The 24,692-nt window shown below is 65.4% G+C and carries 25 protein-coding genes and 1 pseudogene; 17 read left to right on the forward strand and 9 right to left on the reverse strand.

Annotated features, from left to right (window positions below; genetic code table 11):
* Positions 1–6 precede the first annotated feature (6 nt).
* Both apbC and dcd read left to right on the forward strand, forming a co-directional pair.
* Positions 7–1,083 carry an iron-sulfur cluster carrier protein ApbC gene (apbC, locus tag Q0C23_RS05825; RefSeq protein ID WP_291511438.1) on the forward strand — a complete coding sequence of 359 codons (1,077 nt, stop codon included), beginning with the start codon at positions 7–9 and terminating at the stop codon, positions 1,081–1,083.
* Positions 1,084–1,089: 6 nt separating this feature from the next.
* Entirely contained in the window at positions 1,090–1,656 is a 567-nt protein-coding gene (gene dcd / locus Q0C23_RS05830) for a dCTP deaminase (RefSeq protein WP_291511439.1), read from the forward strand.
* Positions 1,657–1,679: 23 nt separating this feature from the next.
* Here dcd and Q0C23_RS05835 read toward each other — a convergent pair whose 3' ends face one another.
* The 3 genes from Q0C23_RS05835 to coaBC are packed head-to-tail and all read right to left on the reverse strand — an operon-like array spanning position 1,680 to position 3,939.
* Positions 1,680–2,228: a YqhA family protein gene (locus Q0C23_RS05835; protein ID WP_291511440.1), complete on the reverse strand. Its 549-nt coding sequence runs from the start codon at positions 2,226–2,228 to the stop codon at positions 1,680–1,682.
* A 6-nt stretch (positions 2,229–2,234) separates the two neighbouring features.
* Positions 2,235–2,687, reverse strand: coding sequence for a dUTP diphosphatase (gene dut, locus Q0C23_RS05840; RefSeq protein WP_291511441.1), 453 nt, complete (start codon positions 2,685–2,687; stop codon positions 2,235–2,237).
* Between the two features lie 10 nt (positions 2,688–2,697).
* Complete coding sequence (gene coaBC / locus Q0C23_RS05845; RefSeq protein ID WP_291511442.1) at positions 2,698–3,939, reverse strand: bifunctional phosphopantothenoylcysteine decarboxylase/phosphopantothenate--cysteine ligase CoaBC; 1,242 nt, start codon at positions 3,937–3,939, stop codon at positions 2,698–2,700.
* A gap of 11 nt (positions 3,940–3,950) precedes the next feature.
* On the opposite strand from coaBC, the gene radC reads away from it, so the two are divergent.
* From radC to Q0C23_RS05880, 7 genes are all read left to right on the forward strand, one after another.
* Positions 3,951–4,625 (forward strand): DNA repair protein RadC, encoded by a 675-nt coding sequence (radC, locus tag Q0C23_RS05850; RefSeq protein WP_291511443.1) that lies wholly within the window; start codon positions 3,951–3,953, stop codon positions 4,623–4,625.
* The gene (locus tag Q0C23_RS05855; RefSeq protein ID WP_291511444.1) at positions 4,622–4,978 is read left to right on the forward strand and encodes a diacylglycerol kinase; all 357 of its coding nucleotides are present in this window, start codon (positions 4,622–4,624) and stop codon (positions 4,976–4,978) included. Before radC ends, Q0C23_RS05855 begins: the two co-directional genes overlap by 4 nt.
* 88 nt (positions 4,979–5,066) lie before the next feature.
* Positions 5,067–5,420, forward strand: a complete 354-nt coding sequence (locus Q0C23_RS05860) for a hypothetical protein (RefSeq protein WP_291511445.1) — start codon at positions 5,067–5,069, stop codon at positions 5,418–5,420.
* A gap of 48 nt (positions 5,421–5,468) precedes the next feature.
* On the forward strand, positions 5,469–5,831 hold the full coding sequence (locus tag Q0C23_RS05865; protein WP_291511446.1) for a YtxH domain-containing protein: 363 nt from the start codon (positions 5,469–5,471) through the stop codon (positions 5,829–5,831).
* A 105-nt stretch (positions 5,832–5,936) separates the two neighbouring features.
* On the forward strand, positions 5,937–6,314 hold the full coding sequence (locus Q0C23_RS05870) for a DsrE/DsrF/DrsH-like family protein (RefSeq protein WP_004868827.1): 378 nt from the start codon (positions 5,937–5,939) through the stop codon (positions 6,312–6,314).
* Positions 6,315–6,319: 5 nt separating this feature from the next.
* Positions 6,320–6,865 (forward strand): hypoxanthine-guanine phosphoribosyltransferase, encoded by a 546-nt coding sequence (locus tag Q0C23_RS05875; RefSeq protein WP_291511447.1) that lies wholly within the window; start codon positions 6,320–6,322, stop codon positions 6,863–6,865.
* Between the two features lie 3 nt (positions 6,866–6,868).
* Entirely contained in the window at positions 6,869–7,708 is an 840-nt protein-coding gene (locus Q0C23_RS05880; RefSeq protein ID WP_291511448.1) for an S-methyl-5'-thioinosine phosphorylase, read from the forward strand.
* 8 nt (positions 7,709–7,716) lie between these two features.
* Here the strand turns inward: Q0C23_RS05880 and gorA are convergent, their stop codons facing one another.
* From gorA to mfd, 4 genes are all read right to left on the reverse strand, one after another.
* A complete protein-coding gene (gene gorA, locus Q0C23_RS05885; protein ID WP_291511449.1) occupies positions 7,717–9,078 on the reverse strand; it encodes a glutathione-disulfide reductase in 1,362 nt (453 codons plus the stop codon).
* A gap of 69 nt (positions 9,079–9,147) precedes the next feature.
* Entirely contained in the window at positions 9,148–9,891 is a 744-nt protein-coding gene (locus tag Q0C23_RS05890; RefSeq protein ID WP_291511450.1) for a glutathione peroxidase, read from the reverse strand.
* Positions 9,892–9,977: 86 nt separating this feature from the next.
* Positions 9,978–11,087 carry a phosphoserine phosphatase SerB gene (gene serB / locus Q0C23_RS05895; RefSeq protein WP_291511451.1) on the reverse strand — a complete coding sequence of 370 codons (1,110 nt, stop codon included), beginning with the start codon at positions 11,085–11,087 and terminating at the stop codon, positions 9,978–9,980.
* On the reverse strand, positions 11,084–14,533 hold the full coding sequence (gene mfd / locus Q0C23_RS05900; RefSeq protein ID WP_291511452.1) for a transcription-repair coupling factor: 3,450 nt from the start codon (positions 14,531–14,533) through the stop codon (positions 11,084–11,086). The genes serB and mfd overlap by 4 nt, the downstream gene beginning before the upstream one ends.
* Positions 14,534–14,655: 122 nt before the next feature.
* Here mfd and Q0C23_RS05905 point away from each other — a divergent pair.
* The 4 genes and pseudogenes from Q0C23_RS05905 (at position 14,656) to Q0C23_RS05920 (ending at position 17,285) form a co-directional block, all read left to right on the forward strand.
* Positions 14,656–15,203 (forward strand): annotated as a pseudogene (locus Q0C23_RS05905) (2-C-methyl-D-erythritol 4-phosphate cytidylyltransferase).
* Positions 15,200–15,682: a 2-C-methyl-D-erythritol 2,4-cyclodiphosphate synthase gene (gene ispF / locus Q0C23_RS05910; protein WP_291511453.1), complete on the forward strand. Its 483-nt coding sequence runs from the start codon at positions 15,200–15,202 to the stop codon at positions 15,680–15,682. The pseudogene Q0C23_RS05905 and the gene ispF overlap by 4 nt, the downstream one beginning before the upstream one ends.
* The gene (gene truD, locus Q0C23_RS05915) at positions 15,675–16,739 is read left to right on the forward strand and encodes a tRNA pseudouridine(13) synthase TruD (protein WP_291511454.1); all 1,065 of its coding nucleotides are present in this window, start codon (positions 15,675–15,677) and stop codon (positions 16,737–16,739) included. The genes ispF and truD overlap by 8 nt, the downstream gene beginning before the upstream one ends.
* An 84-nt stretch (positions 16,740–16,823) precedes the next feature.
* A complete protein-coding gene (locus tag Q0C23_RS05920; RefSeq protein WP_291511455.1) occupies positions 16,824–17,285 on the forward strand; it encodes a heavy metal-responsive transcriptional regulator in 462 nt (153 codons plus the stop codon).
* 100 nt (positions 17,286–17,385) lie between these two features.
* On the opposite strand, the gene Q0C23_RS05925 is transcribed toward Q0C23_RS05920, so the two are convergent.
* Together Q0C23_RS05925 and trxB are read right to left on the reverse strand one after the other, a co-directional pair.
* Positions 17,386–17,982, reverse strand: coding sequence for a Smr/MutS family protein (locus Q0C23_RS05925; RefSeq protein ID WP_291511456.1), 597 nt, complete (start codon positions 17,980–17,982; stop codon positions 17,386–17,388).
* A gap of 6 nt (positions 17,983–17,988) precedes the next feature.
* Positions 17,989–18,957 (reverse strand): thioredoxin-disulfide reductase, encoded by a 969-nt coding sequence (trxB, locus tag Q0C23_RS05930; RefSeq protein ID WP_291511457.1) that lies wholly within the window; start codon positions 18,955–18,957, stop codon positions 17,989–17,991.
* A gap of 313 nt (positions 18,958–19,270) precedes the next feature.
* Here trxB and Q0C23_RS05935 point away from each other — a divergent pair, with 313 nt between their 5' ends.
* Genes Q0C23_RS05935 through Q0C23_RS05950 form a run of 4 tightly spaced genes read left to right on the forward strand, consistent with a single transcriptional unit; the run spans position 19,271 to position 24,690 of the window.
* Positions 19,271–21,574: a DNA translocase FtsK gene (locus Q0C23_RS05935; RefSeq protein WP_291511458.1), complete on the forward strand. Its 2,304-nt coding sequence runs from the start codon at positions 19,271–19,273 to the stop codon at positions 21,572–21,574.
* A gap of 13 nt (positions 21,575–21,587) precedes the next feature.
* Positions 21,588–22,226 (forward strand): outer membrane lipoprotein chaperone LolA, encoded by a 639-nt coding sequence (gene lolA / locus Q0C23_RS05940; protein WP_291511459.1) that lies wholly within the window; start codon positions 21,588–21,590, stop codon positions 22,224–22,226.
* Between the two features lie 16 nt (positions 22,227–22,242).
* Positions 22,243–23,343 carry an OmpP1/FadL family transporter gene (locus tag Q0C23_RS05945; protein ID WP_291511460.1) on the forward strand — a complete coding sequence of 367 codons (1,101 nt, stop codon included), beginning with the start codon at positions 22,243–22,245 and terminating at the stop codon, positions 23,341–23,343.
* A gap of 33 nt (positions 23,344–23,376) precedes the next feature.
* Entirely contained in the window at positions 23,377–24,690 is a 1,314-nt protein-coding gene (locus tag Q0C23_RS05950) for a replication-associated recombination protein A (protein ID WP_291511461.1), read from the forward strand.
* Positions 24,691–24,692: the final 2 nt, after the last annotated feature.

Here is a 24,692-nt window from a genome sequence, read left to right on the forward strand (position 1 = left end):
CGAGCTATGAGTGCATTGCAGAAGGAAGCGGTGGAGCAGTCCCTGAAAGGCATCACGGACCCCTATCTGAACCGGGATCTGGCCAGCGCCAAGGTGCTCAAGGGCGTAACCGGCGACCGCGTCGAGATTGAACTGCCCTATCCCAGTGTCGGCGTAGCAGCGGAGCTTGGTGAGCGTATCGCCGCCCAGATCCAGCGGGATACGGGCAGCAAGGCCACGGTGCAGGTGAGTCATCGCATCCAGTCGCACCAGGTACAGCGCGGGGTGAAGCTCCTGGACGGCATCAAGAACATCATCGCCGTCGCCTCGGGTAAGGGCGGGGTCGGCAAATCCACGACCTCCGTCAATCTGGCCCTGGCCCTGGCCCAGGAAGGGGCGGCCGTGGGCATCCTCGATGCCGACATCTACGGTCCCAGCCAACCGCGCATGCTTGGTATCTCCGGCAAGCCCACCAGCAAGGACGGCAAGAAGATGGAGCCGCTGGAGGGCCACGGCATCAAGGCCATGTCCATAGGCTTTCTCATCGACGAGGAAACGCCCATGGTCTGGCGTGGACCCATGGTCATGCAGGCCCTGGAGCAGTTGCTCTCGGATACTCGCTGGGGTGAGCTGGACTACCTGGTCATCGACCTGCCCCCGGGCACCGGCGACACCCAGCTGACCTTGGCCCAGAAAGTGCCGGTCTCGGGTGCCGTGATCGTCACGACTCCTCAGGACATCGCTCTGCTGGATGCACGCAAAGGACTGAAGATGTTCGAGAAGGTGGGAGTTCCCATCCTCGGTATCATCGAGAACATGAGCTTTTACATCTGTCCCAAGTGTGGCAACGAGGACGATATCTTTGGGCACGGTGGCGGTGCCCTCATGGCCGAGCAGTATGGGGTCGAGCTGCTCGGTGCCATACCTCTGGATCGGCGCATCCGCGATGAGGCCGACAATGGTGCACCGACGGTGGTGGCGGCACCGGACTCGCCCCTGGCCAAGATCTACCGGGAACTGGCCCGCCACACGGCGGGGCGCCTGGCCCTGCAGGCGGTGGATCACAGCCACAAGTTCCCGAACATCGTCGTCCAGAATCGCTGAGGGGCCATGAGCATCAAATCCGACCGCTGGATCCGGACCATGGCCGAGGAGCGGGGCATGATCGAGCCCTTCTCGCCGCAACAGGTGCGGGAGGTGGATGGGCGTCCCATCATCTCCTACGGCCTGTCCTCCTACGGCTACGACATCCGTTGTGCCAACGAATTCAAGGTGTTCACCAATGTCCGTAGCGTCATTGTCGACCCGAAGGATTTCAGCGCCGACTCCTTCGTGGATTTCGAGGGAGATACCTGCATCATCCCCCCCAATTCCTTTGCCCTGGCGCGCACCGTGGAATACTTTCGCATTCCGCGCAAGGTCTTGACCATCTGCCTTGGCAAGTCCACCTACGCGCGCTGCGGCATCATCGTCAACGTGACGCCCTTCGAACCCGAGTGGGAGGGCTACGTGACCCTGGAGTTCTCCAACACCACGCCGCTGCCCGCAAAGATTTACGCCAATGAGGGGGTGGCCCAGGTGCTCTTCCTGGAGTCCGATGAGGTCTGCGAAGTCTCCTACGCCGATCGGCGAGGCAAGTATCAGGGCCAGGCGGGGGTTACCCTCCCCCGCGCCTGAAATCCATGGGGCAGCAGCCTCCGTCAGTGTCCGTCGCTGCCGTGCGTGGTGCCTGAGGCGCGGTGACTCAGATAGAGGGCGAGCGCTACCAAGGCAATGCCGATGGCGAGGTAGAGCAGGTCAACGAAAGAGCGCGCGTGCATGGCGAGGGAGCGCTCGAAGAAGCTTACCACCAGGATCATCAGAATGACCTTGGCCAAACGATCCTTGAGTTCGTCCAGGCTACTGATGAAGAGCACCCGGGAGCCCTTGCTCTCGCCAGCGATATCGATCTTGCTGATGAAGAGCTCGTAGAGGCCCAGAGAAAAGATCAGCAGGATGGTGGCCAGGAGATAACCGTCGACGATGCTCACGGCATGGGCGACGATTTCGGCGTGCAGGTCGCTGCGCTGCTCTGTCGACAGTGCGCTGTCGCCATAATGGGCGATGTGCTGCAAAAGGGTCCAGGCGTCGACCGAAGTCATGTAGAAGACACCAAAAGCTACCAGAAGGCTGGCGATGACGGCAAAGAGAACGACGAAGCGGGAATTCCAGAGGGCCCATTCGAAAATGCGTTCCAGGGGATTGTTCATCGTGCTTCACAGGCTCCCGGTGCTGCCAAAGCCGCCCTCGCCGCGCGTGCTGGGCGCGAATTCGGCTACCTCCCGCAACTGCGGCCGCAAGACGGGGACGAGAATCATCTGCGCTATGCGCTCCCCCACCTCGATGCATTGCCGCTCGCGGCTGCGATTCCACAAAGAGATCTTTACCGGGCCTTGGTAATCGGCATCGATGAGGCCGACCAGATTGCCGAGGACGATGCCCCGATGACCCAGGCCCGAGCGAGGTAGCAGGAGGGCGGCGACACCGGCGTGGCCGATGTGCATGGCAAAACCCGCCGAGACCAGGGTCGCTTCACCCGGTTCGAGTTCCAAGGGCGCCTCGATGCAGGCGCGCAGGTCCATACCGGCGGCTTCCGGACTGGCGTAGTGGGGCAGAGGCCAGTCGCGGCCGAGGCGCGGGTCGAGAATGCGGATGTCCAAGGTTTCCATGGTTGGTCCTTCAGCGTAGGCAAGGGTCGAGAGCACGCAGCAGGGCGCGGGACAGGCAGAGCTTGTCTTGCAGCGGCAAGGACGTGACGCGCTCGCCGCAGACGAGGGTACAGGCGTTTTCGTTGCCACCCATCGCACCCTCGGATACGTCGTTGACGATGGCAACGTCCGCGCCTTTGGCTCGCAGTTTCGCCGCGGCGGAGGCGATGTCCGGGGCCGTCTCCGCCGCGAAGGCGACGATACGCCGCGGCCGGTGTGGGCTCTCGTGCACCGTCGCGACGATATCGGGGTTGGCGATCCAGGCCAGGCTCTCTCCCAACTCGCCCTTGCGGCGCTTGTGTGCATGGCTCGTCGTCGGCCGGTGGTCGGCGACGGCGGCGTTGGCGAGGAACAGATCGTAACGCCCGCCTTCCAGGATGCGCAGGATGGTGGCGAGCATCTCTTGGGCCGAAACCACGTCGTGGCGCTGCACTCCGAGGGGTGTGGGCAGGGCGCAGGGACCGGCCACCAGCACTACTCGGGCGCCCCGTTCCGCCGCTGCCTGGGCCAATGCAAAGCCTTGTCGGCCGCTGGCGCGATTCGTCAAAGCGCGGACCGGATCGATGGCTTCCCAGGTAGGGCCGGCACTCACGAGGACTCGGCGCCCGCGCCAATCCTGGGGGCCGAGGCCCAGGCGCAGATGCTCGACGATGCGGGAGGGCTCGGCCAGACGACCGGCGCCGTTCTCGCCGCAGGCCAATACCCCCTGCTCGGGGTCGATGAAATAGGCGCCATCGGTCCGCAGCTGGGCCACGTGTCTTTGCGTCGCCGGATGCTCCCACATCGCCGTGTTCATGGCGGGGGCCAGATAGCGGGGAGCGCGGCTGGCGAGGGCGACGGTGCTGCCGAGATCGTCGGCGAGGCCGAGCGCGAGTTTGGCGAGGCCGTTGGCGGATATGGGGGCATAGAGCAGGGCGTCGGGCCAACGGGCGAGACGGATGTGGTCCATGGCCGCCTCTTCCTCGGCGGCGAAGAGATCTTGGCGCGGCGCCTCGCCGCTCAGCGCCTGGAGGGTGAGGGGCGTGACGAAGCGGCTGGCAGCGGCGCTCAGAACGCAGCGCAGTTCCGCTCCCTCCGCCCGGAGGAGGCGGACGATTTCCGGGCTTTTGTAGGCGGCGATGCTGCCGCCAACGAGCAGCAGAATGCGCTTGCCATGGAGTGGTGCGTTACAGTTCAATGGCGCGGAGACGGTCATGAGCCGCAGTGTACGCAAGGAGGGAGCAGATGACTATCCGCGATTGGCCGGCCGCTGAGCGGCCGCGGGAGCGCTTGTTGGAGAAGGGGGCGGGGAGTCTGTCGGATGCCGAATTGCTGGCGATCTTCCTGCGGGTCGGGGTGCGCGGGCAGAGCGCCGTGGATATGGCGCGAGGCCTTTTGCAGCATTTCGGTGGTCTGCGCGGCCTGCTCACGGCGAGTGCCGTCGAATTCTGCGCCGAGAAGGGTCTGGGGATGGCCAAGTACGCCCAGCTGCAGGCGGTGCTGGAGATGGGCCGTCGCCACATGGCGGAAAGCTGGCAGCGCGGGGAGGCTCTGGACTCACCGCGGCGAGTCGCGGAGTATCTGCGCCTGATCCTGCGGGATCGCAGCCGCGAGATCTTCCTCGTGCTCTTTCTGGACAATCGCCACCGAGTGCTGCGTTTCGAGGAACTCTTCCAGGGCACCATCGACGCCACCAGTGTCTATGTCCGCGAGGTGGCCAAACGCGCCCTGGAGCTCAACGCCGCGGCCCTCATCGTCGCCCACAATCACCCCTCCGGTGTAGCCGAACCGAGCCTCGCCGACCGCCAGCTCACGCGGCGTCTGGAACAGGCGCTGGAGCTCCTGGACATCCGTCTTTTGGACCACTTCGTGGTGGGGGAAACGGAAGCCTTATCCCTGCGCGAGGACGGTGGTTGGTGAACAAGAACGAGCCCTTGTGGCGGCGCTCGCGCAATGCCGTGCGCGGCTTCTTGCGGGCCGTCGCCGAAGAGCGCAGCCTGCGCACGGAGCTGATTGCCAGTGTCGGTGCCGTCCTGCTGCTCCTGCTCTTGCGTGCAGCCCCGCTGTGGTGGGCGCTGACCACCGTGCTCATCGCCGCGATCCTTGCCGCCGAGCTTCTCAATACCGCCATCGAGACCCTTGCCGATAGGGTGAGTCCGGAGCTGGATCCTCTCATCGGTCGCGCCAAGGACTTTGCCGCCGCCGCCGTGCTGGTGCTCAGCGTTGCGGCACTGCTGGTGACGGTCCTCCTGCTCTGGACCCAACTGGGGTGACGTCGGGAGGGTGGCGAGGCAAGTTTTACGCTGGCAGCCTCGCGCCGCTATACTGAACGACAAAAGGACGGAAAAAGGCGGAAAAAGCATGGGCACCAGTACTGCGCTGACCATCATTGCTGTTTGCATGTTGTTGATCCTGCTGATTCTGGCGGTCACGGCGGGGGTTGTCGTGCGAACCTTTCTGCGTCTGGAGCGGGTGTTGGCGCGCGTGGAGCAGGACCTGTCGCCCGCCCTTTTCGAGCTGAAGACGGCGGTGCACCAGGTCCAGCATCTTATCAAGCTCGGCGGTCGGCAGGTGGAGCGGGTGGATGCGAGTCTCCGTTATGTCGATCGGGAGCTGCGGGAGACGGTCGATACCCTGGTGCTGCCGGTGCGTGAAATCGGCCTATGGTATCGTGCCTTGCGGGTTGGCCTGCGTTATTTCTTCCGGCGTCGCTGAGAAGCCGCGCCGTTCCGGTAGGGTTTTGTCAACGAAGGAGTGAGATCCATGCGAAATGCCGAAGGTTTTATCCTGGGAGTGGTGGTGGGTGCGGTGGGTGCACTGTTGTTGGCACCGGCCAGTGGCGCTGAGACGCGCGGAGAACTGCGGCGTGCCTTGGAGCGCGGCCGGGAGCAGCTGGAAGATCTGCAGGAGGCGGCGGAGGAGCGCATCGGGGCCTTGCTGGAGGAGATTCAGGAGAAAACCTCGCAGCTCATGGATGCTGGCGGCGACCTGGTGGAGGCCAAGCGCCAGGATCTTCAGGAGGCCATCCGGGTGGCCAAGCGTGCCTTGGCCGAAGAGCGTGAAATTCTGCTGCGCTCCAGCCGGCAGCGGCGGATGGCAGAGCTGGATGGCGGTCGGGACGACTGAGCTCGCGTTCCATGGCGCATTTTATGCGCGAATCAATCAATTCATGGTGCATCCCGGCGTTGCCGCCGTTAATATGGGCGGGATTTTTCAGGCAAGGAGTAGAAAATGGCAGATAAATTGTTGATGGTCATGGTCAATACCGATCCCGCCAACCCCCAGGAGCTGGGTGCGCCCTTCTTCCAGGCGACCGTGGCCGCGGCCATGGACTTCGAGGTGGAAGTGGTGCTGACCGCCCGTGCCGGCGAACTCGCCAAGAAGGGTGTGGCCGAGAAGATGCACGTCATGCCCGGCAGCCCCAAGAGCGTCTACGACTTCATCAAGGACGCGCACGAAGCGGGTGTCAAGTTCTTCGTCTGCACGCCTACCCTTGAGCTCTGGGATGTGGACAAGGATGGTTTGATTCCGGAGATCTCGGATGTGGTCGGTGGCGCCTACGTCATTGAGCAAGCCATGGATGACGATGTCGTAACCTTCACCTACTGAAGTCCATGCATCCGAGTCACCTGGGTCCCGCCGAGCAGATCTATCCGGCGGCGGAGGTGGAAGCGGCCATCCAAAGGATGGCCGTTGCTATCACTAGAGATCTTGAGGCCGGTGCCCTGCATCGACCGGTGGTCGTGCTCTGTGTGCTCTCGGGTGCGGTGGTCGTGGTAGGACAGATCCTGCCGCACCTGCACTTTCCCCTCTATCTCGACTGCGTACAGCTCAGTCGCTACGGTGCCGAGACCCGCGGCGGAGACCTCGTCTGGGGGCTGCAGCCCCGGGCCGACCTGCGCGGTGCAACGGTCCTGCTGATAGATGACATCCTCGATGAGGGACTCACCCTGCTGGAGCTGCAGGATTTCTGCCGCAAAGCCGGCGCGGCCGATGTGCGCTCGGCGGTGATGGTGCGCAAGAGCCGACCGCGAGAGCGGGAGGTGGTCGTCGATTATGTAGGCCTGGAAGTGCCGGACCGCTTCGTTTTCGGCTACGGGCTGGATGCGCGCGGTCTGGGACGCAATGCTCCGGGCATCTTCGCATTGACGGAGGATTGAACCTTGGGCATCGTCGGTATCATTGGCGGTAGTGGTCTGACCCAGCTGAAGAATCTCGAAATCCTGTGGCGCCGGGTCGTGCGCACGCCTTACGGCGAGGCCTCGGGCCCGCTGACCTTTGGACGCTTGGCAGGACAGGAAATCATCTTCCTCGCGCGGCACGGCTATGGTCACACCATTCCACCTCATCGCGTCAATTACCGTGCGAACATCTGGGCGCTTCATCACGCCGGGGTGCGGCACGTCATCGCGGTAGGCGCGGTGGGGGGGATCGCCCCGGCCATGGTGCCTGGAGCCCTGTGTGCCCCGGACCAGCTCATCGATTACACCAGCGGGCGTCCCAATACCTTTTACGAGGGTGGCGACAGTTCCGTCATCCACGTCGATTTTTCCGAGCCCTACTGCGCGCAGATCCGTCAGCGTTTGCTGGAGGCCGGTGCAGCCATCGCCCAGCCCGTTATCGACGGCGGTACCTACGCCATCACCCAGGGGCCGCGGCTGGAGACAGCGGCGGAAATCCGCCGCATCGAGCGGGACGGGGGCGACATCGTCGGCATGACGGGCATGCCCGAGGCGGTTCTGGCGCGCGAAATCGGTCTGTGCTATGCCCCCCTGGCCTTGGTGGTGAATCCCGCCGCCGGCAAAAGCGCCGAGCCCATCACCATGGCGGCCATCGACCAGGTCATGCACGAGGGCATGGAGCGGGTGCGCCAGGTGCTGGCGGCGACGGTCCCGCTCCTCGCCCAATGTCCCGACTGCGATTGTGGCCTGGCCGTCGGACCCGAGGCGCTGCAGCGTCTGCACCACTCCCTGTTCAAACAGCCTGCTGTCCAGGAGCGCTGAGCCGGCGCTCAGCGCATCGTGACAAATTCCTCTGCGCTGGTGGGATGTATGGCGATGGTGTCGTCGAAGTCGCGTTTGCGCGCACCCATGCGGATGGCTACGGCAAAGCCCTGCAGCATCTCCTCGACCCCGTCGCCCAGGGCGTGCAGACCGACGATGCGCTCTTCGGCGCCGACGGTGACGAGCTTCATGTGGGTGGTCTGGGGATGTTCTCGGTCCAGCGCCCGCAGCAGCGGGGTAAAACGGCTGCGATAGACGCGCACGCTGTCTTCGCCGTACTGCTCCTGCGCCTCATCCTCCGTCAGGCCGACGGTGGCGATGGGCGGATGGCTGAAGATCACGGTGGGGGTGAGGCTGCTGTCCAAATACCGATCCGGCTGGCCACCGAAGAGCCGATCGGCCAGGCGCCGTCCCGCGGCAATGGCGACGGGGGTGAGTGCCGGTGCCCGGGTCACATCGCCCACGGCGTAGATACCTTCGACGCGGGTATTCTGATAACGGTCGACGGGCACGTAGCCCTCCTCATCGGGATAGACTCCGACCTCCGCAAGGTTCAGATCGCGGCTGCGCGGGCGCCGACCCACGGCCCAGAGGACGGTGTCCAGCCCCTGTAGGCTCTCGCCGTCGGCAAAGTGCAGGGCAAGGCCGTCCGCGTCCCGGGCAAGACCTGCCACCTGCCGCTGCGGCAACAGGGTGATTCCTGCGCCTGCCATGGCTTCCATCAAGCCCTCGCGCAGCATGGCATCGAAGCCGTTGAGAAAATGCCGGCGCCGCATGACCAAGGAGACCCGACTGCCGAGACTCTGCAAGAGCCCCGCAAGCTCCACCGCAATGTAGCCGGCGCCGACCACGGCGACGTGGCGGGGCTGGGTTTCCAGGGCGAAGAAACCGTCGGAATCGAGGCCCAGTTCAGCGCCTGGGAGCTCCGGCCGGACAGGCTCACCCCCGGTAGCAATGAGGATGTGAGGAGCCTGCAGGATCACCTGTGCGTCCACGCGCACGCGCTGCCCACTCAGCAGCTGGCCGAAGCCACGAAAGAGCCGAACGCCGTTCCGGGTCAGACCTTCGGCATAACGGCCGTTGAGGTAGGCGATATAGTCCTGCCGACGCTGGTAAAATTCGGGCCAGCGAAACTCCGGTGCCTCGGCTTGAAGCGCATAACTGCGCGCCAGCCGTGCGCCTTCGGCCAGGTGCGCGGCGTTCCAGAAAAGCTTTTTGGGAACGCAGCCTACGTTGACGCAGGTGCCCCCCAGAGGTCCCGCGGCCACCAAGGCGACGCGTGCCCCATAGCTGGCGGCGCGGTTGGCGCTGGCGATGCCGCCGCTGCCGCCGCCGAGGACGATATAATCAAAATGGTGCTCATCGGGCATTTGGATGTCCCCTGTTTTGAAGAAGATGGCTGCCTAGAGGATGAGGGGGGGCGAGAGCCCCCTCTTGCCTTACTGGGCGCTCAGATAGCGGGCCAGATCGTCAGCGCCGCCGATGTGGCGGCCACCGATGAAGATCTGCGGCACCGTGGAACGGCCGCTGACGGCGCGAATGCTGCGAGAGCTGATACCGGTACCCATGCCCGTGCGGATTTCCTCGTAGACGAGCCCCCGATCCTGGAGCATCTGCTTGGCGCGGGCGCAGTGCGGACAGCCTTCCCGCGTGAACAGCGTGATGAATTCCGGCTCACGGGCCTCGGGATTGATGAAGCGCAGCATGGTGTCGGCATCGGAGACTTCGAAGGGGTCACCGGGCTTGTCGGGCTCGATGAACATCTTGGCCACGATGCCATCGCGTACCAGCATGGAATAGCGCCAAGAGCGCTTACCGAAGCCCAGATCGTGCTTGTCCACCAGCATCCCCATGCCGGCCGTAAACTCGCCGTTGCCGTCGGGAATGAGGCGAACGTTCTCGACGGCAAGCTCCTTGGCCCAGGCCTCCATGACGAAGGCATCGTTGACGGAGATGCAAAGGATCTCGTCGATGCCGTTCTCGCGGAAGGTCGGCGCCAGCTCGTTGTAGCGAGGCAGGTGGCTGGAAGAGCAGGTGGGGGTGAAGGCGCCGGGCAGCGCGAAGACCACAACATTGCGGCCGCTGAAGAGTTCCCTGCTGCTGACGTCGCGCCACTGATTGTTTTCGCGGGTACGGAATACGACCTGTGGGACGGGCTGGCCTTCTTTGTTAGCGAGTTTCATGACATGCTCCTGTGACGGTGGTATAAAACACGTCTTAGTTTATATTGTGTCTAAACCGCTTGCAAGGGCTGCAAGCGTGCCCCCTATCACCAGCCGAGAAAGGCGATGGCGCTGTCCAACCCGCCGTGACGAATCTGAAAGTCGGCCTGGGCGCGAACCGTCGCCTTGGCGTGGTAGGCGATCCCGACCCCGGCCTTACGCAGCATGGGCAGGTCGTTGGCGCCGTCACCGATGGCCACACAGCGCCCGGCATCGACGCCCACGGTGATGGCCAGGAGTTCCAGGATATTGGCCTTGGCCTCGGCGTCGATGATGTCGCCCAGTACGGTCCCGGTGAGCTTGCCGTCGCGGATCTCCAGGGTATTGGCAAACTGGTAGTCCAGATCCAGGGACTCCTGCAGGTGGCGAGTGAACTGGGTGAAGCCACCGGACACCACCGCGGTCTGCACCCCGTGACGCTTGGCGGCGGCGATGAGCTCGCGGGCGCCGGGATTGAGCTGCAGGCGATCGCGGATGACGGCGTCGATGGCGCTGGCAGGGGTACCGGCCAGCAGGCGGGTGCGTTCGATGAGGGAGCTGCGGAAATCCAGTTCTCCGGCCATGGAGCGTTCGGTGATGGCGGCGATCTGACGTTTGAGACCGAGGTGCTCGCCCAGCTCGTCGATGCACTCGATGCTGAGCAGAGTGGAGTCCATGTCGCTCACCAACAAGCGAAAATGCTCCGGCGACCAGAAGGGCGCCAGCGCGGCATCGGTAGCCAGGCCCTCCATGGCTTCGGCCAGACGGTGATTGCCCAAGGGGAGGGACAGCTCCGGCCCGAAGATTTCCAGCACCAACACCTTGCCCTGGGCCTCCATCACCCGGGCGGGCAGGAAGCCCTGCAGCTTGAGGGCCGTCAGCGCGCGCCGCAGGGGTGTGGCCGAGGCCTCGCCCTGCAGGACCAGGCGCAGCCGGATCTCGCCCGGGTCCGTCGGTGTCCAGAAGAGTTCACGCCCCTGGGCAAGGCACTGGCGTGCCAGCTCGTCCAACACCGGGCTGAGCTCGCTCACGGACACCGGCAGCTCCCAATCCTGTAACCAGCATTCCCAGACCTCCCGTTGCTCCAGGTGGCCCTGGACGATACTGCCGAGGATGGCGGGCAAGGGCATGGGACCGACAGCGGCGGGGCTCAGGATCGCAAGGCGGGTACTGCTCATGGCGTTCTCCTCAAGGACTGGATGAGTTTCAGGGTAGCTTCGCAGCGGGCTTCGCCGTCGGGCAGCGGCCGGCGCCAGCGCAGCACCTGTTCACCCTCCAGACGATATTCCGTGGGCTGTTGTTGCAAAAGGGCGATGACCTTTTCGGGGGCGACCTGGTGCGTTTCGGAAAATTCCAGACGGGCGCCGGCGGGGCCGGCATCGATGGCCACCACACCCATCTCCTGCGCGACCAGACGCAGATGGGTCTGGCAGAGCAGGGCGCGCAGCTCCTCGGGGATGGGGCCAAAGCGGTCGATGAGCTCTACCAACAGTTCGCCGATTTCGCTGGCCTGGCGGATCTTGGCCAAGCGTTTGTAGAACTGCAGGCGCAGATGCACGTCGGCGATGTAGCTGGCTGGGATGAGCGCGGCGATGTTGAGGTGGATACGTGGGCCTTCGGCACGGCTCTGGGCCAGGCTCTGGGGATCACGGCCAGCGCGGATGGCATCCACCGCCTCGTTCAGCCACTCCATGAAGAGGGTGAAGCCCACCTCTTCCATGTGTCCGCTCTGGGCATCGCCCAGCAGCTCGCCAGCGCCGCGGATCTCCAGATCGTGACTGGCCAGGGCAAAACCCACGCCCAGATCCTCCAGCGACTGGATGGCGTCCAGCCGCCGGCGGGCGTCCTCGGTCATGGCCCGCGGGTCGGGAGTGAAGAGGTAGCAATAGGCGCGCTGGTGCGAACGCCCGACGCGACCGCGCAGCTGGTGCAGCTGGGCCAGCCCGAAGCGGTCGGCGCGGTCGATGAGCATGGTATTGGCGCTGGGATTGTCGATGCCCGATTCGATGATGGTGGTGCACAGCAGTATATCGAAGCGCTGGTGGTAGAAATCCAGCATCACGCTTTCGAGCTCCGCCTCGGGCATCTGCCCGTGAGCGATACGCAGGCGCGCCTCGGGGACCAGCCGGCGCAGGGTGGCGGCACTGCGCTCGATATCGCGCACCTCGTTGTGCAGGTAGTAGATCTGGCCACCGCGATGCAATTCCCGCTGACAGGCCTCGCGCACCAGCTCCTCGGAGAAGATCTGGACGAAGGTCCGCACCGGCTGGCGCCGTTCCGGCGGTGTGGCGATGATGGACAGATCGCGCAGCCCCGCCAGGGATAGATTGAGGGTCCGGGGAATGGGGGTCGCCGTCAGGGTCAACACGTCCACCTCGGAGCGTAGGGCCTTGATCTGCTCCTTCTGGCGCACGCCAAAGCGGTGCTCCTCGTCGAGGATGAGCAGACCCAGATCGTGGAACTGCACGTCGCGGCTCAGCAGGCGGTGGGTACCGATGATGATCCGGATCGCGCCCGACGCCAGTGCCTGCAGCACTTCCCGCCGTTCCCGCGCATTCTGGAAGCGCGACAGCACCGCCACGCGGATGGGCAGGCCGGCAAAGCGGTCGCGGAAGTTTTCGAAATGTTGCTGGGCGAGCAGGGTGGTGGGGACGAGCACCGCGACCTGAGCGCCGCTGGCCGCCGCGAGAAAGGCCGCGCGCAGCGCTACCTCGGTTTTGCCGAAGCCGACATCGCCGCAGATGAGACGATCCATGGGCCGCGCCTTGGTCATGTCGGCCAGGACCGCGTCGATGGCTGCCTGTTGATCCGGTGTTTCCTCGAAGGGAAATCGGGAGACGAAATCCCAGTAGCGCTCGTCCGGAGGCGGAAAGGCGCGTCCAGGGCGGGCCGCGCGGCGCGCGTAGATATCCAGGAGCTCGCTGGCGGCATCCACGGCCTTGGCCCTGGCCCGTGCCTTGGCCTTGTCCCAAGACCGACTGCCAAGGCGGGTCAGTTCCGGTTCGTCTACGCCGTTGCCGATGTAACGCGCGATGCGGTCCAGGTGATCCGCAGGGACGTAGACCAGATCGCCGCCGGCATACTCCAGGACGACGTATTCGTTGACGTCCCCTTGGGCCACGAAAGGTGTCTCGAGGCCGCGGAAACGGCCGATGCCGTAGTCCTCGTGGGTGACGGCGTCGCCGGCCTGCAGTTCACCAAGATCGCGGATCAGGTGTTCCTGACTGCGCCGCCGGGCGCTGTGGCTGCGTCTTTGAGCAAAGATCCGATCGCCGAAGATCTGCGCCTCGGATATGAGGGCGCGTTCGATCCTGCCGCCACGCATCTCCAGAAGGCCTCTTTCCAGCGGGGCGACGGCCAGAGCGATGGGGCCCTTGGCCTTCAGGAAGCTGGGCCAATCGCTGCAGCGCTCGGGGGTGTGGCCGCGCTGGCGGAGATGCTCCGCCAGGGCCTCGGCGCGACCCGGCGACTCGGCAGCGATGAGGGCGCGGGCGCCCGCAGGCAAGCCGGCGAGAAAGGTGTCCAGGCCCGCCAAAGGCTGATCCAGATCGGCCTGCAGCGGGGGGGGTGCCGCCAGCGGCAGAGCCTGAGCCGTCGTCCCCGAGCCTTCCGCCAGGCGCCCGCGCAGCGACAGGTCCGCTTGCCAGGTGGCGGCGTCCCACAGCAGTTCCTCGGGGCTGAGGAGCGGGTGCGCTGGATCGTGCCGGTGTTCCTCGTACCGCTCGTGCCAGTCGGCGCGGACCTGTGCCTCTGCCTCGGTCAGACCTGGGGGCGTGAGGACCAGGGTGTCGCGGGGGAGGAAATCCCAAAGTTTGCCGGGTGCTTCAAAGAACAGCGGGAGATAGTGTTCGGCGCCCGCGGGGACCGTGCCTTGGCTGGCACGCCGATAGATTTCGGCCCGCTGCGGATCGCCGCTGAAACGGGCCCGAAACCGGGCACGGAAGGCTTGGAGAGCGTCCGCGTCCACCGGCACCTCGCGCGCCGGCAAGGTCGTGACCTGGTCCACCGGCTCAAGGCTGCGCTGGCTCTCGGGGTCGAAGGAGCGGATGCTTTCCACTTCCTGGTCGAAGAGTTCGATGCGGTAGGGTACGGCGCTGCCACTGGGGAACAGATCGATGATGCCCCCCCGCCAGGCCAGCTCGCCCGGCTCCGACACCTCCGCCACGGCGCGATAGCCGGCATCCACCAGACGCTGGCGAAAACGCGCGGGCTCGAGGTGATCGCCGCGGCGCAGGACGAGGGCATGCTGATCCAAGAAGCTGGCCGGCGGCAGTTTTTGCAGGGCGGCGGCCACCGAGGTCACGCACAGACCGCGCCAACGGGGCAAGGCCGCCAGGGTCGCCAGCCGCGTGGCGGTGGCCTCTGCCGGCGGACTGAGCCGATCGTAAGGGAGGATGTCGCGATCGGGAAAGACCAGTGCCTCGCCCCATTCCGGAGCAAAGAAACGCCATTCCCGCACCCAGACATCCAGCTCTCGGGCACTGCTGACGATGGCCAATATCGGCCGCTGCCAGCGCTCCATGGCCTGGGCGGCGAGCCACGGTCCCGCCGCGCCCAGCCATGGACTGAAATGCTGGACGCTCCCCGGACCGGGCGCGGCGCCCAAGGATAACTCTGCTCCCAAGCCGATGCTTCCCCACGTTGAAGGGGGTCAGTCTATAAGGGGACCGCGAAAACTGCAAAATGCCGGGCGTCGAGTTATCATCGGGATTCGTGGCGCAGCCAAAGCGAGGACGGGGAAAGCGGATGGACAAGATCTGGACGGTCATCCCGGCGGGGGGACGCGGGCAGCGCTTTGGTTCGGCCCAAGCCAAGCAGTATCAGAGCCTGTTGGGGCGTCCGGTGTTGGCGCACGCCATCGCCTCTTTTCTAGGCGAGGAGCGCATTGCCGGGGTGCAGCTGGTGCTGCCGGGCGCCCCTGCCTGCGCAGCCAAGACCTGCACGCCCTCCTCGATGCCCTCCCAGAGAGTCCCCAGGGTGCCCTGCTGGCCGTCCCGGTGGCCGATACTCTCAAGCGGGAAGAGGCCGGTCATAGCCTCGGAACCGTCGATCGCCACCACCTCTGGCGCGCCCTCACACCCCAGGCTTTTCCGCTGGGATCCTTGCTCTCGGCCCTGACCCACGCCAAAAAGCAGGCCCTGCCCATCACCGATGAGGCCTCCGCCATGGAGCAGGAGGGCTGGCGGCCGCGCCTCATTCGGGGGCACAGCGACAACCTCAAGATCACCTACCCCGACGATCTCGAGCTGGCGGCCGCCATCCTCGCCGCTCGTGAGATGGGAGGTGCCGCGTGAGCGAGCTGCGTATCGGACACGGCTTCGACGTCCACGCCCTGGTGGCGGATCGACCGCTCATTCTCGGCGGTGTCCGAATCCCCTTCGACCTGGGCCTTGCCGGCCACTCCGACGCCGACGTTCTCATCCACGCCATCTGCGACGCGCTCCTGGGTGCGGCCGCCCTTGGCGATATCGGCCGCCATTTTCCCGACACGGACCCGCGTTTTGCCGGCGTCGACTCGCGCATCCTGCTGCGCCACTGCCGCGAGCTTCTGGCGCAGCGAGGCTGGCAACCCGTCAACGTCGATGCGACGGTGGTCTGTCAACGCCCGCGCCTGGCTGGGCACATTCCCGCCATGCGGCAGAATCTTTGCGCGGACCTGCAGCTCGATGAGGATCGGCTCAACATCAAGGCCACCACCACGGAGCATCTGGGCTACACGGGTCGAGGCGAGGGCATTGCCACGCACGCCGTCTGCCTGCTGTCCCATGTCTAGCGGCCCGGAACGTCTGTATCCCGCTCGGGACGCAACTCTCGGCGGGCTGCTCCAGCGGGGGCCGGACACCTTCTTTGTCGAAGAGATCCTGCCTTTTCGCCCCAGCGGGGTCGGCGAGCACGTATTCCTGCAGATCGAGAAAGCGGGTCTCAACACCGAGGAGGTGGTGCGCCGCATTGCCCGCCACGCCAAAGTCCAGCCCCGCGACATCGGCTATGCCGGTCTCAAGGATCGCCACGCACGCACCCGCCAGTTCTTTACCGTGTCTCTGCCCGGCAAGACAGAGCCGGACTGGTCGGCGCTGGAAGACCGGGAGCTGCGCATCCTCCAATGCAGCCGACACGACCGCAAGCTGCGCCGGGGGGTACACCTGGGCAATCGCTTTCGCCTGTCCCTGATGGTGCAGCACGGCAGTCGCGAGGACTGGGAAGCGGCTCTGTCTCAGCTGGGACAGCGGGGTTTCCCCAATTATTTTGGGGCGCAACGCTTCGGCCACGGTAACCTGGCGGCTGCCGCCCGGCTCCTGGCGGGTACCGGCCGGCGACCGCAGCGTGGGCAGGTGGGTCTGCTCTGGTCCACGGCGCGATCGGCCCTGTTCAATGCCGTCCTCGCCGAGCGTGTGCGGGATGGCAGCTGGCAGCACCTGTTGCCCGGCGAGCGCGTGCAGCTGGAAGGTTCGCACAGCCATTTCGTGGCCAGCCCGGAGGGTGCGGACTGGCCATCCCTGGAGGCGCGCCTGTGCGCCTGGGATCTGCATCCCAGCGGTCCTCTGGCCGGTGCAGGTACCGATGGGCCCGTAGGAGACGCGGCGCGTGCGGAGCAAGCCGCATTGGCGGCTTGGGTGGGGCCGCCGGAGTTTGCCGAGAACGGTCTGGTCTGGGCCGATCGTCTTGCCGGACAAGGACTGCGCGCCGCGCGTCGGGCGCTGCGTTGCCGTACGCAGGACAGCTCCTGGCAGTGGCGTGATGCAACCAAGCTGGAGATCGAGTTTTTCTTGCCCGCCGGGAGTTTTGCCACGGTGTGTCTGGAGGCTCTAGGCGTGCAGACACAGGGCTGAGTGATGCGGGCATGTGCTTTGATTTTGCAGAACGCTTTACGATAAACTACAGGCTGTTGTCCAGCTAATTACAGGAAGGGAGTCATGAACAATCACGTGACCATTGGGCGTCTGGCGCGCGAGGCAGGACTGGCGGCGGAAACCCTGCGCTACTACGAGCGCATCGGCCTCATCCGGCCGGTGCAGCGCACACAATCCAACTACCGACTCTACGACAGCGAGGCGGAGTCGCGTCTGCGGTTCATCCGTCGTGCACAGAATCTCGGTTTTTCCCTCACCGAGATCAAGGAGCTGCTGGATCTCAGCCATCAGCCCGAGAGCGACATGGCGACGGTCAAGGCCCTGGCGGAGCGCAAGATCGGCGACATCGATCGCAAGATCGCCGACCTGCAGCGTATGCGCGATGCCCTGGCGCACCAGGCCGAACGCTGTCCTGGTCACGGACCCGTGGAACATTGTCCCATTCTTGCCGCCCTGGCCGAGGCGGATGGGGAGATGCCCAGCCGGAGCAAGTGGGAACCGGCGGATTCGCTGCAAGTGCGCTGAAGGCGCCAGCGGGCTGCGTTCGCCGATCCATCCGTCAGAGCCGCTTCCGGCCCTGGGCAGATGGGCACGCTGCGATCGTAGATCTGGCACCTGCGGGCAGTCAGCGCTTTCGGGTGCCGCGTCCCAGCAGCACGCGCAGGGCGCCGCTGCCGCCTTCGGCTGGGTGCGCCTGAGTGAAAGCCAGAACCTCCTGACGGCGCATCAGCCACAAGCCTACCAGGCGCTTCAGGACGGGCATCTGCCCGGGAGAGCCCAGGCCCTTACCGTGGATGATGCGCACACAGGTCAGGCGTTGGCGACGCGCATCCTGCAGAAACTGGGCCACGGCCAGCCGCGCTTCTTCCGCTATCAGACCGTGTAGGTCGAGATCGCTCTGGGTCCGAATCCGTCCCCGACGCAGATCGCGCAGCAGCCCTTGGGGCAGCCCCGGTCGCAGGAACACCCACTCATCGCCATTGAGCCAGGCCATGTCTTCCGGGGAGGGCTTGTCCAGGGCCGCGATGACCGCCAGTTCGTCGGCCTCTCGCTGGCGAGCCTCCGGCGGCGGCGGGGCCGGTCTTGGCGGTGGTTCTGGAGCGGAGAAGGGACGTACCTTGCCGAGGCTTTCTCGGAACAGCGCGCACTCATCCGGCGTCGGCCCTTCGCCCGGGACGACCGTGTCTGCAGATCGGGCCTTGGGCCTGCGTCTGCCACTCACGGCCCATCACTCGCTGGGATTTTCCAGCCAGCGCTCCGCATCGAGGGCGGCCATGCAGCCGCTGCCGGCACTGGTGACCGCCTGGCGGTAGACGTGATCCTGCACGTCGCCGGCGGCGAAAACGCCCGATACACTGGTCATGGTGGCCAGCCCATCGCGACCCCCCCGGGTGATGAGGTAACCGCTATCGTCCATGTCCAGCTGACCCCGAAAGATATCGGTATTGGGCCGATGGCCGATGGCGATGAATACCCCCATGAGCTCGAGCTCGCGGGTCGCCTCGCCGTCGCGCTCGCGTATGCGCAGGCCCGTTACTCCATTGCCGTCGCCGAGGATCTCATCCACCACGTGGTTCCACACGACGGTGACATTCTCCTTGGCGAGCAGTTTGTCCTGCAGGATCTTTTCGGCGCGGAACTTGTCGCGCCGATGGATCACCGTGACGTGGCGGGCAATGTTGCTGAGATAAAGGGCCTCTTCGACCGCCGTGTTGCCACCGCCCACCACCGCGACGTCCTGATTACGATAGAAAAAACCGTCGCAGGTGGCGCAGGCCGATACGCCCTTGCCGCGATAGCGGTCTTCGCTGGGGAGTCCCAGGTACTTGGCGGAAGCGCCGGTGGCGACGATGAGGGCATCGGTGCGGTAGCAGTGTTGATCGCCGCTGAGACGAAAGGGACGCTGGCTGAGATCCACCTGGTGGATGTGATCGAACAGGATCTCCGTATCGAAGCGGCGCGCCTGCTTTTCCAGTTCGGCCATGAGTTCCGGTCCGAGAATCCCTTCCGCCGCCCCCGGCCAGTTGTCCACATCCGTCGTGGTCATCAGCTGGCCGCCGGGCTCCATGCCCTGTACCAGCACCGGCCGCAGGTTGGCGCGCGCAGCGTAGATGGCCGCCGTATAGCCTGCGGGCCCCGAACCGAGGATCAAGAGCCGGGATGCCTTTTCATCGATGACTGCCTGCTTCTCGCTCATCTGTTCTCTGCTCGCCTCGAAATCCGTGAAGGCTTGAGCATAGCATCGAGCGGCGGGAGTGTCAGTCGAACCGGGTTCTGGTACCCGCCGCGCCGCCCACTTTACCTGCCGCTGCTGCGGCGCCGACCCAAGCACTCGGCAACTCTTGCGGCCACATCCCCAGCGGACTTGCAAAGCCTCGAGCCAAGGCTTGACAGCCTAGACAAGCTCCTTTAGCGTCCGAGCGATGCCCAGTGTCAGCTCCGACGCCGCCCGGTCCAAAACGCGCAAGGGTGCTCCGGCACCGCGGGGGGGCTTTGTGCGACTCTCGGCCTTGCGCAGAGCCGAATTGTGGCTCTTGGTCCTCGGTCTTCTGGGTGCTTTCACGGCCATGTCCGTCTACAGCTTCCACCCCCTGGACCCCAACTGGTTCAACAGCGGGCGGGGGGACGGGGTGCGCAACCTCGGGGGTACGGCGGGGGCCAATCTCGCCGATGTCCTGATCCAGCTGCTCGGCGTGGCCGCCTGGATCGTGCCCGGACTGGTTCTGTACTGGGCATGGGGTCTGGCCCGTCAAGTTTTTTGGCAGCGGCGTTTTCCCTGGTGGCGACCGGTCGCCATGCTGCCCCTGCTGGCGACGGTATCCACCATGGCAGCGCAATTCTGGCCGGCCGCTTCCTGGCCTTTTCCCAGCCAGAGTGCCGGTGGTCTCCTGGGTGGGGCGCTGCTCTCGGTGCTCCTGCCCAGTATCGGCGTCGGCGGTCTGCTCCTCGTGGAGCTGGTGGTGCTCGCCCTGGCACTGGCCCTGGTGTTCGCCGTGTCTCCCCGCCGCGTGCACCATGCCCTGAGTGGCTGGACGGTGCCGAGCCTGCCGCGTCCCCGCTTGCGTCTGCGTCTGCCATCCTGGTCCTTGCATGTACCGGCGTGGCGACGCTCGCAACGCCGTGCCGATGCCACCCTGACGCCCGTGCACGAGCCTGCGCCCGCTGGAGTCGAGCCGCCTCTCCCAGCAGCACCCGCGTCCGCCACCCTGGGCGCACCGTCAATCCCAGCCGCGGCGGCAGCGCGGCGGACATCGCCACGTCCGGCAGGGTCCCGTCCCGGCAGTGTCGTGGAGCGACAGCTTCCCCTGAGCATGACGGCACTGGATGAGCGGGGCCTGCCGGTCCTCGCCTTGCTCGACCCTGCCGATCCTCTCGACACCGGCGCCACAGGTAAGCCGGAGGAACTGGCGGCGCGCTCCCGGCTGCTGGAAGAGAAGATGGCGGACTTCGGCGTGCAGGCCAGTGTGGTCGCCGCTCACCCAGGGCCGGTCATCACCCGCTTCGAGATCGAACCCGCCGCGGGCGTCAAGGTCAGCCAGGTGGCGGGTCTCAGCAAGGACCTGGCCCGGGTCTTGGCGGCCCGGGTACGCGTGGTGGAGGCCATACCCGGCAAGGCGACCATGGGTATCGAGGTCCCCAACCCCAAGCGGCGTATCGTCCGCCTGACGGAGATCCTTTCCAGTCCGGCCTTCACCCAGAGCAAAAGCCTCTTGACCCTCGCCCTTGGTCAGGACATCGGCGGACAGCCGGTGGCTGCGGATCTGGCGCGCATGCCCCACCTGCTGGTGGCGGGTACGACGGGTGCCGGCAAATCCGTGGGCGTCAATGCCATGATACTGAGCCTCCTCTTCAAGGCGACTCCCGCCGAGGTGCGCCTGATCCTGGTGGACCCCAAGATGCTGGAGCTCTCGGTCTACGAGGGCATTCCCCACCTGCTGGCGCCCGTGGTGACGGACATGAAAGAGGCGGCCAACGCCTTGCGCTGGTGCGTGGCAGAGATGGAGCGACGCTACAAGCTCATGGCCCACATCGGGGTGCGCAACCTCGGCGGCTACAATCAAAAGCTCCGTGAGGCCGAGAGTCGCGGCGAGCAGCTCTCGGGACCCGACCGCGACAGCGATGGCGAGGCTCTGCCGCTTGCGCCGCTCCCGGCCATCGTCGTGGTCATCGATGAATTCGCAGACCTGATGATGGTGGTGGGCAAGCAGGTCGAAACCCTCATCACCCGCCTGGCCCAGAAGGCCCGAGCCGCCGGTCTGCACCTCATCATGGCCACCCAGCGGCCCTCGGTGGATGTGATCACTGGCCTGATCAAGGCCAATATCCCGACGCGTATCGCCTTTCAGGTATCGTCGCGGATCGACTCGCGCACCATCCTTGATCAGATGGGGGCCGAGACCCTGCTGGGGCAGGGCGACATGCTCTACCTGCCGCCCGGGACCGGTTATCCGCAACGGGTGCACGGCGCCTACGTCAGCGACGAGGAAGTGCACCGTGTGGTCGAGGCCCTGCGCAGCCTGGGCACGCCCGACTACGATCCGGACATCTTGGCCGGGCAAGGTGAGGATGGCGAGGGCGGGAGCATGGACGACGAGGATGCCGAGACCGATCCTCTGTACGACCAGGCCGTCGCCATCGTCACCCGCAGCCGCAAGGCCAGCATCTCCTACGTGCAGCGCCAGCTCAAAGTAGGATACAATCGCGCGGCCCGCATGGTGGAAGCCATGGAGCGGGCCGGTGTTGTCGGGCCACTGCAGAGTAACGGGAGCAGAGAAATCTATGGCGGACCCCCACCAGGTCGAGATGAAGACTGATCGCGAGCCCCGGATGACTGGGCTTCTTTGGCGCTGGTTCACGGCTTTCTGTGTCAGCCTGCTCCTCGTTGGCGGCGCCCAGGCGGCCAGCGCTGTGCAGGATCTGCATCGTTTCTTTCAGGATACCCACACCGTCACCGCCGATTTCAGTCAGGAGATCGCCAACGCCCAGGGCGAGATCATCAAGCGCGCCAGCGGGCGGCTGTGGATCTCCCGGCCCGGCAAGTTTCGCTGGGACTATGCCGGGGCCGATGGTCAGGTAATCGTCTCCAACGGCGAGCGGGTCTGGCTCTACGAACCGGCACTGCAACAGGTGACGGTGCAGCCTTTGAGCAAGAGCCTTGGCTCGACGCCCGCTGCCCTCATCGCCGGACGCGACACCCTGGATCGGGACTTCAAGGTCCAGACCCTCCCGGCCAAGGACGGCTTGCAGTGGGTGCTGCTCGAACCCAAGGACGGTCAGACACAGGGTTTCACTGCCCTGCGTCTGGGTTTCGATGGCCGCGGACAGCTGCGCGAGATGCGCATGGAAGACGCCTTCTCCCAGAAGACCCTGCTACGTTTCACCAAGGTGCGCATCAATCGGCCCATAGCTGCGCACACCTTCCAGTTCGTCCCGCCCAAGGGTGTGGATGTGCTCAGTAATCCGTGATCCCGGAGGACGATCCATGCGACGCTCTACTGCCCCCTTCCTTTTGGCCATACTGGCGCTGAGCGGCAGTGCGCCCGCCTGGGCTGCCGGATTTGCCACACCCACGAGCGTGACGGCTCTCTCCGAGGGCGGGGCCACCGTGGCCGATGGCCAACCCGTGAGCAGCCTGGGCGACAATCCTGCCGCCATGGTGTTTTTCCCGGGCAACCGCGCTGCTCTGGAGGTGCTGGCGCAGCGGCCCAGCTACAATTATGCGGGGCCCGGCGGCAGCATCGGCGCGCAGACCCAGACCAGCATCCTCCCCAACCTCTTCTACAGCCACCGGTTTTCGGCGCTGCCCCTGTCTGCGGGTGTGGCCATCACCTCTCCCTACAGCATCCGTGACACCTGGGCGCCGGGTGCTCTGGGTAGCAACAGTCCCTACCTCAAGAATAGCCTGCGGGTGCTCGACATCAGTCCCAGCGTCGCCTATCTGTTGCTGCCGGATCTGAGTGTTGGTGTCGGTCTGGATTATTACCAGACCCTGGGCGGACACTTCGGTCCGGTTTCTGCCAATGGTGGTGGCGTGGGTGGCAACTTCTCGCTTTTTTACACCACCGAAACCCTGAATGCGGCCCTGAGTTACCGCTCCCCCGCGAGTATCAGCGCCGGCGGTGGTCACCTGGACCTGCCGGGTCGCGTACAGGCCGGGCTGCGCTATCGCTGGACCAAGGCTTTCGCTACCGAGCTGGATGTGGACTGGACCGATTGGAGTAATGCCCAGCTTCCCTATTACGGCAGCCTGCACTGGAAATCCAGTCTCGCCTATCGTCTCGGCCTGAGCTATCACTTAAACCAGGATCTTGCCCTGCGCGCCGGTATAGCCCATGAGGGCAATCCCAGCCGTAGTGACGCCGTCGGCGTAGCCATCCCCGCCACCAGCAGTAATCTGGCCGGCTTCGGTCTCGGCATCGGTCTCGGTCCCTGGCACTATGACATCGCGGCCGCCTATGCCTTTTCCGGGAGCACCGGGCTTTCGGCTTACACCCTGCCCGGCAGCGGCGGTTTCAGCGTGGCTCCCGGCAGTTACAAAGCCAGCGCCTTTACCTTCGGAGCTGGCATCTCCCGCAGCTTTTGAGGTCTTTGCCACGGCCTGGCCGAGCGTTCCGAGTTGACCGACACCGATCTGCGACCCCTGGCAGGGCGCATGCGTCCCCGCTCCCTCGCCGAGTTCGTCGGCCAGAGACGGCTGCTGGGGCCCCGCGGCCCCATCGCCGCCATGCTGCGTCGACACACTCTGCATTCTCTCGTTTTCTGGGGCCCGCCCGGCGTCGGCAAGACCACGCTGGCGCACCTCCTCGCGGCCGAGCAGGGTGCGCGGGTACTCACCCTGTCCGCGGTGGACAGCGGCGTTCGCGAACTGCGCGCGGCTGCGGCCGAGGGTGCGGAGCGACGCCTGCGGGGCGAGGCCACGGTACTCTTTGTCGATGAGATCCATCGCTTCAACAAGACCCAGCAGGATGCCTTGCTTCCGCACCTCGAGGAGGGCAATCTCACCCTCATCGGAGCGACCACGGAGAATCCCAGTTTCGCTCTGGTGGGTGCGCTTCTGTCCAGAGTCCGCATCTATGTGCTGGAACCGTTGGATCAAAAAGATCTGGCGGAGATTCTGGAGCGCAGCCTGCAGGACCGCGAACGGGGTCTGGGCGGGTTGTCTGTGGAGCTGCCGGAATCTGCCCGCAGCGAGCTGCTGCTGCAGGCCGACGGCGACGCCCGGCGTCTGCTCAATATCCTGGATCTGGCGGTGCAGTTGGCGCCCGAGAGCGATGGCCGTCTAAAGCTCGATACCCAGGTGCTGGCTCAGGCGGCGGGTCAGAGCTGGCGTCATTTCGACCGTGGCGGCGAGCATTTCTACGATGAAATATCGGCCCTGCATAAATCGCTGCGCGGTTCCGATGTGGATGCGAGCCTCTACTGGCTGGCGCGCATGCTCGATGGCGGAGCCGACCCTCTCTATCTGGCGCGGCGTCTGATCCGAGTGGCGGTGGAGGATGTGGGCCTGGCCGATCCGCGCGCCCTGGAGGTGGCTCTGGCCGCCCGCGAGGCCTTCCAGGCCTTGGGCAGTCCGGAAGGGGAATTGGCCTTGGCGCAGGCGGCCGTTTATCTGGCCAGTTGCCCCAAGAGCAATCGTCTGTACAGCGCTTGGAAAAAGGTGCGCGAGACGATCCGACAGCAGCCCAGCCACCCCGTACCCCGGCATCTGCGCAACGCGCCCACCAAGCTGCACAAAGATCTGGATTACGGGCGCGATTACCAATACGATCACGACTTTCCCGACGCCATCGCGCCGGCGCAGAGCTATCTTCCCCAAGCGCTTGCGGCTGCCAAGGAGCCCTGGTACGAGGCCTCCGAGCGCGGCTTCGAGCAGCGCATGGGAGAACGCCTGCGGTGGATCGCCGCACATCGCACAGCCCCAGGAGACTGACC

Source organism: Acidithiobacillus sp., assembly GCF_023256195.1.
Lineage (GTDB): Bacteria > Pseudomonadota > Gammaproteobacteria > Acidithiobacillales > Acidithiobacillaceae > Acidithiobacillus_A.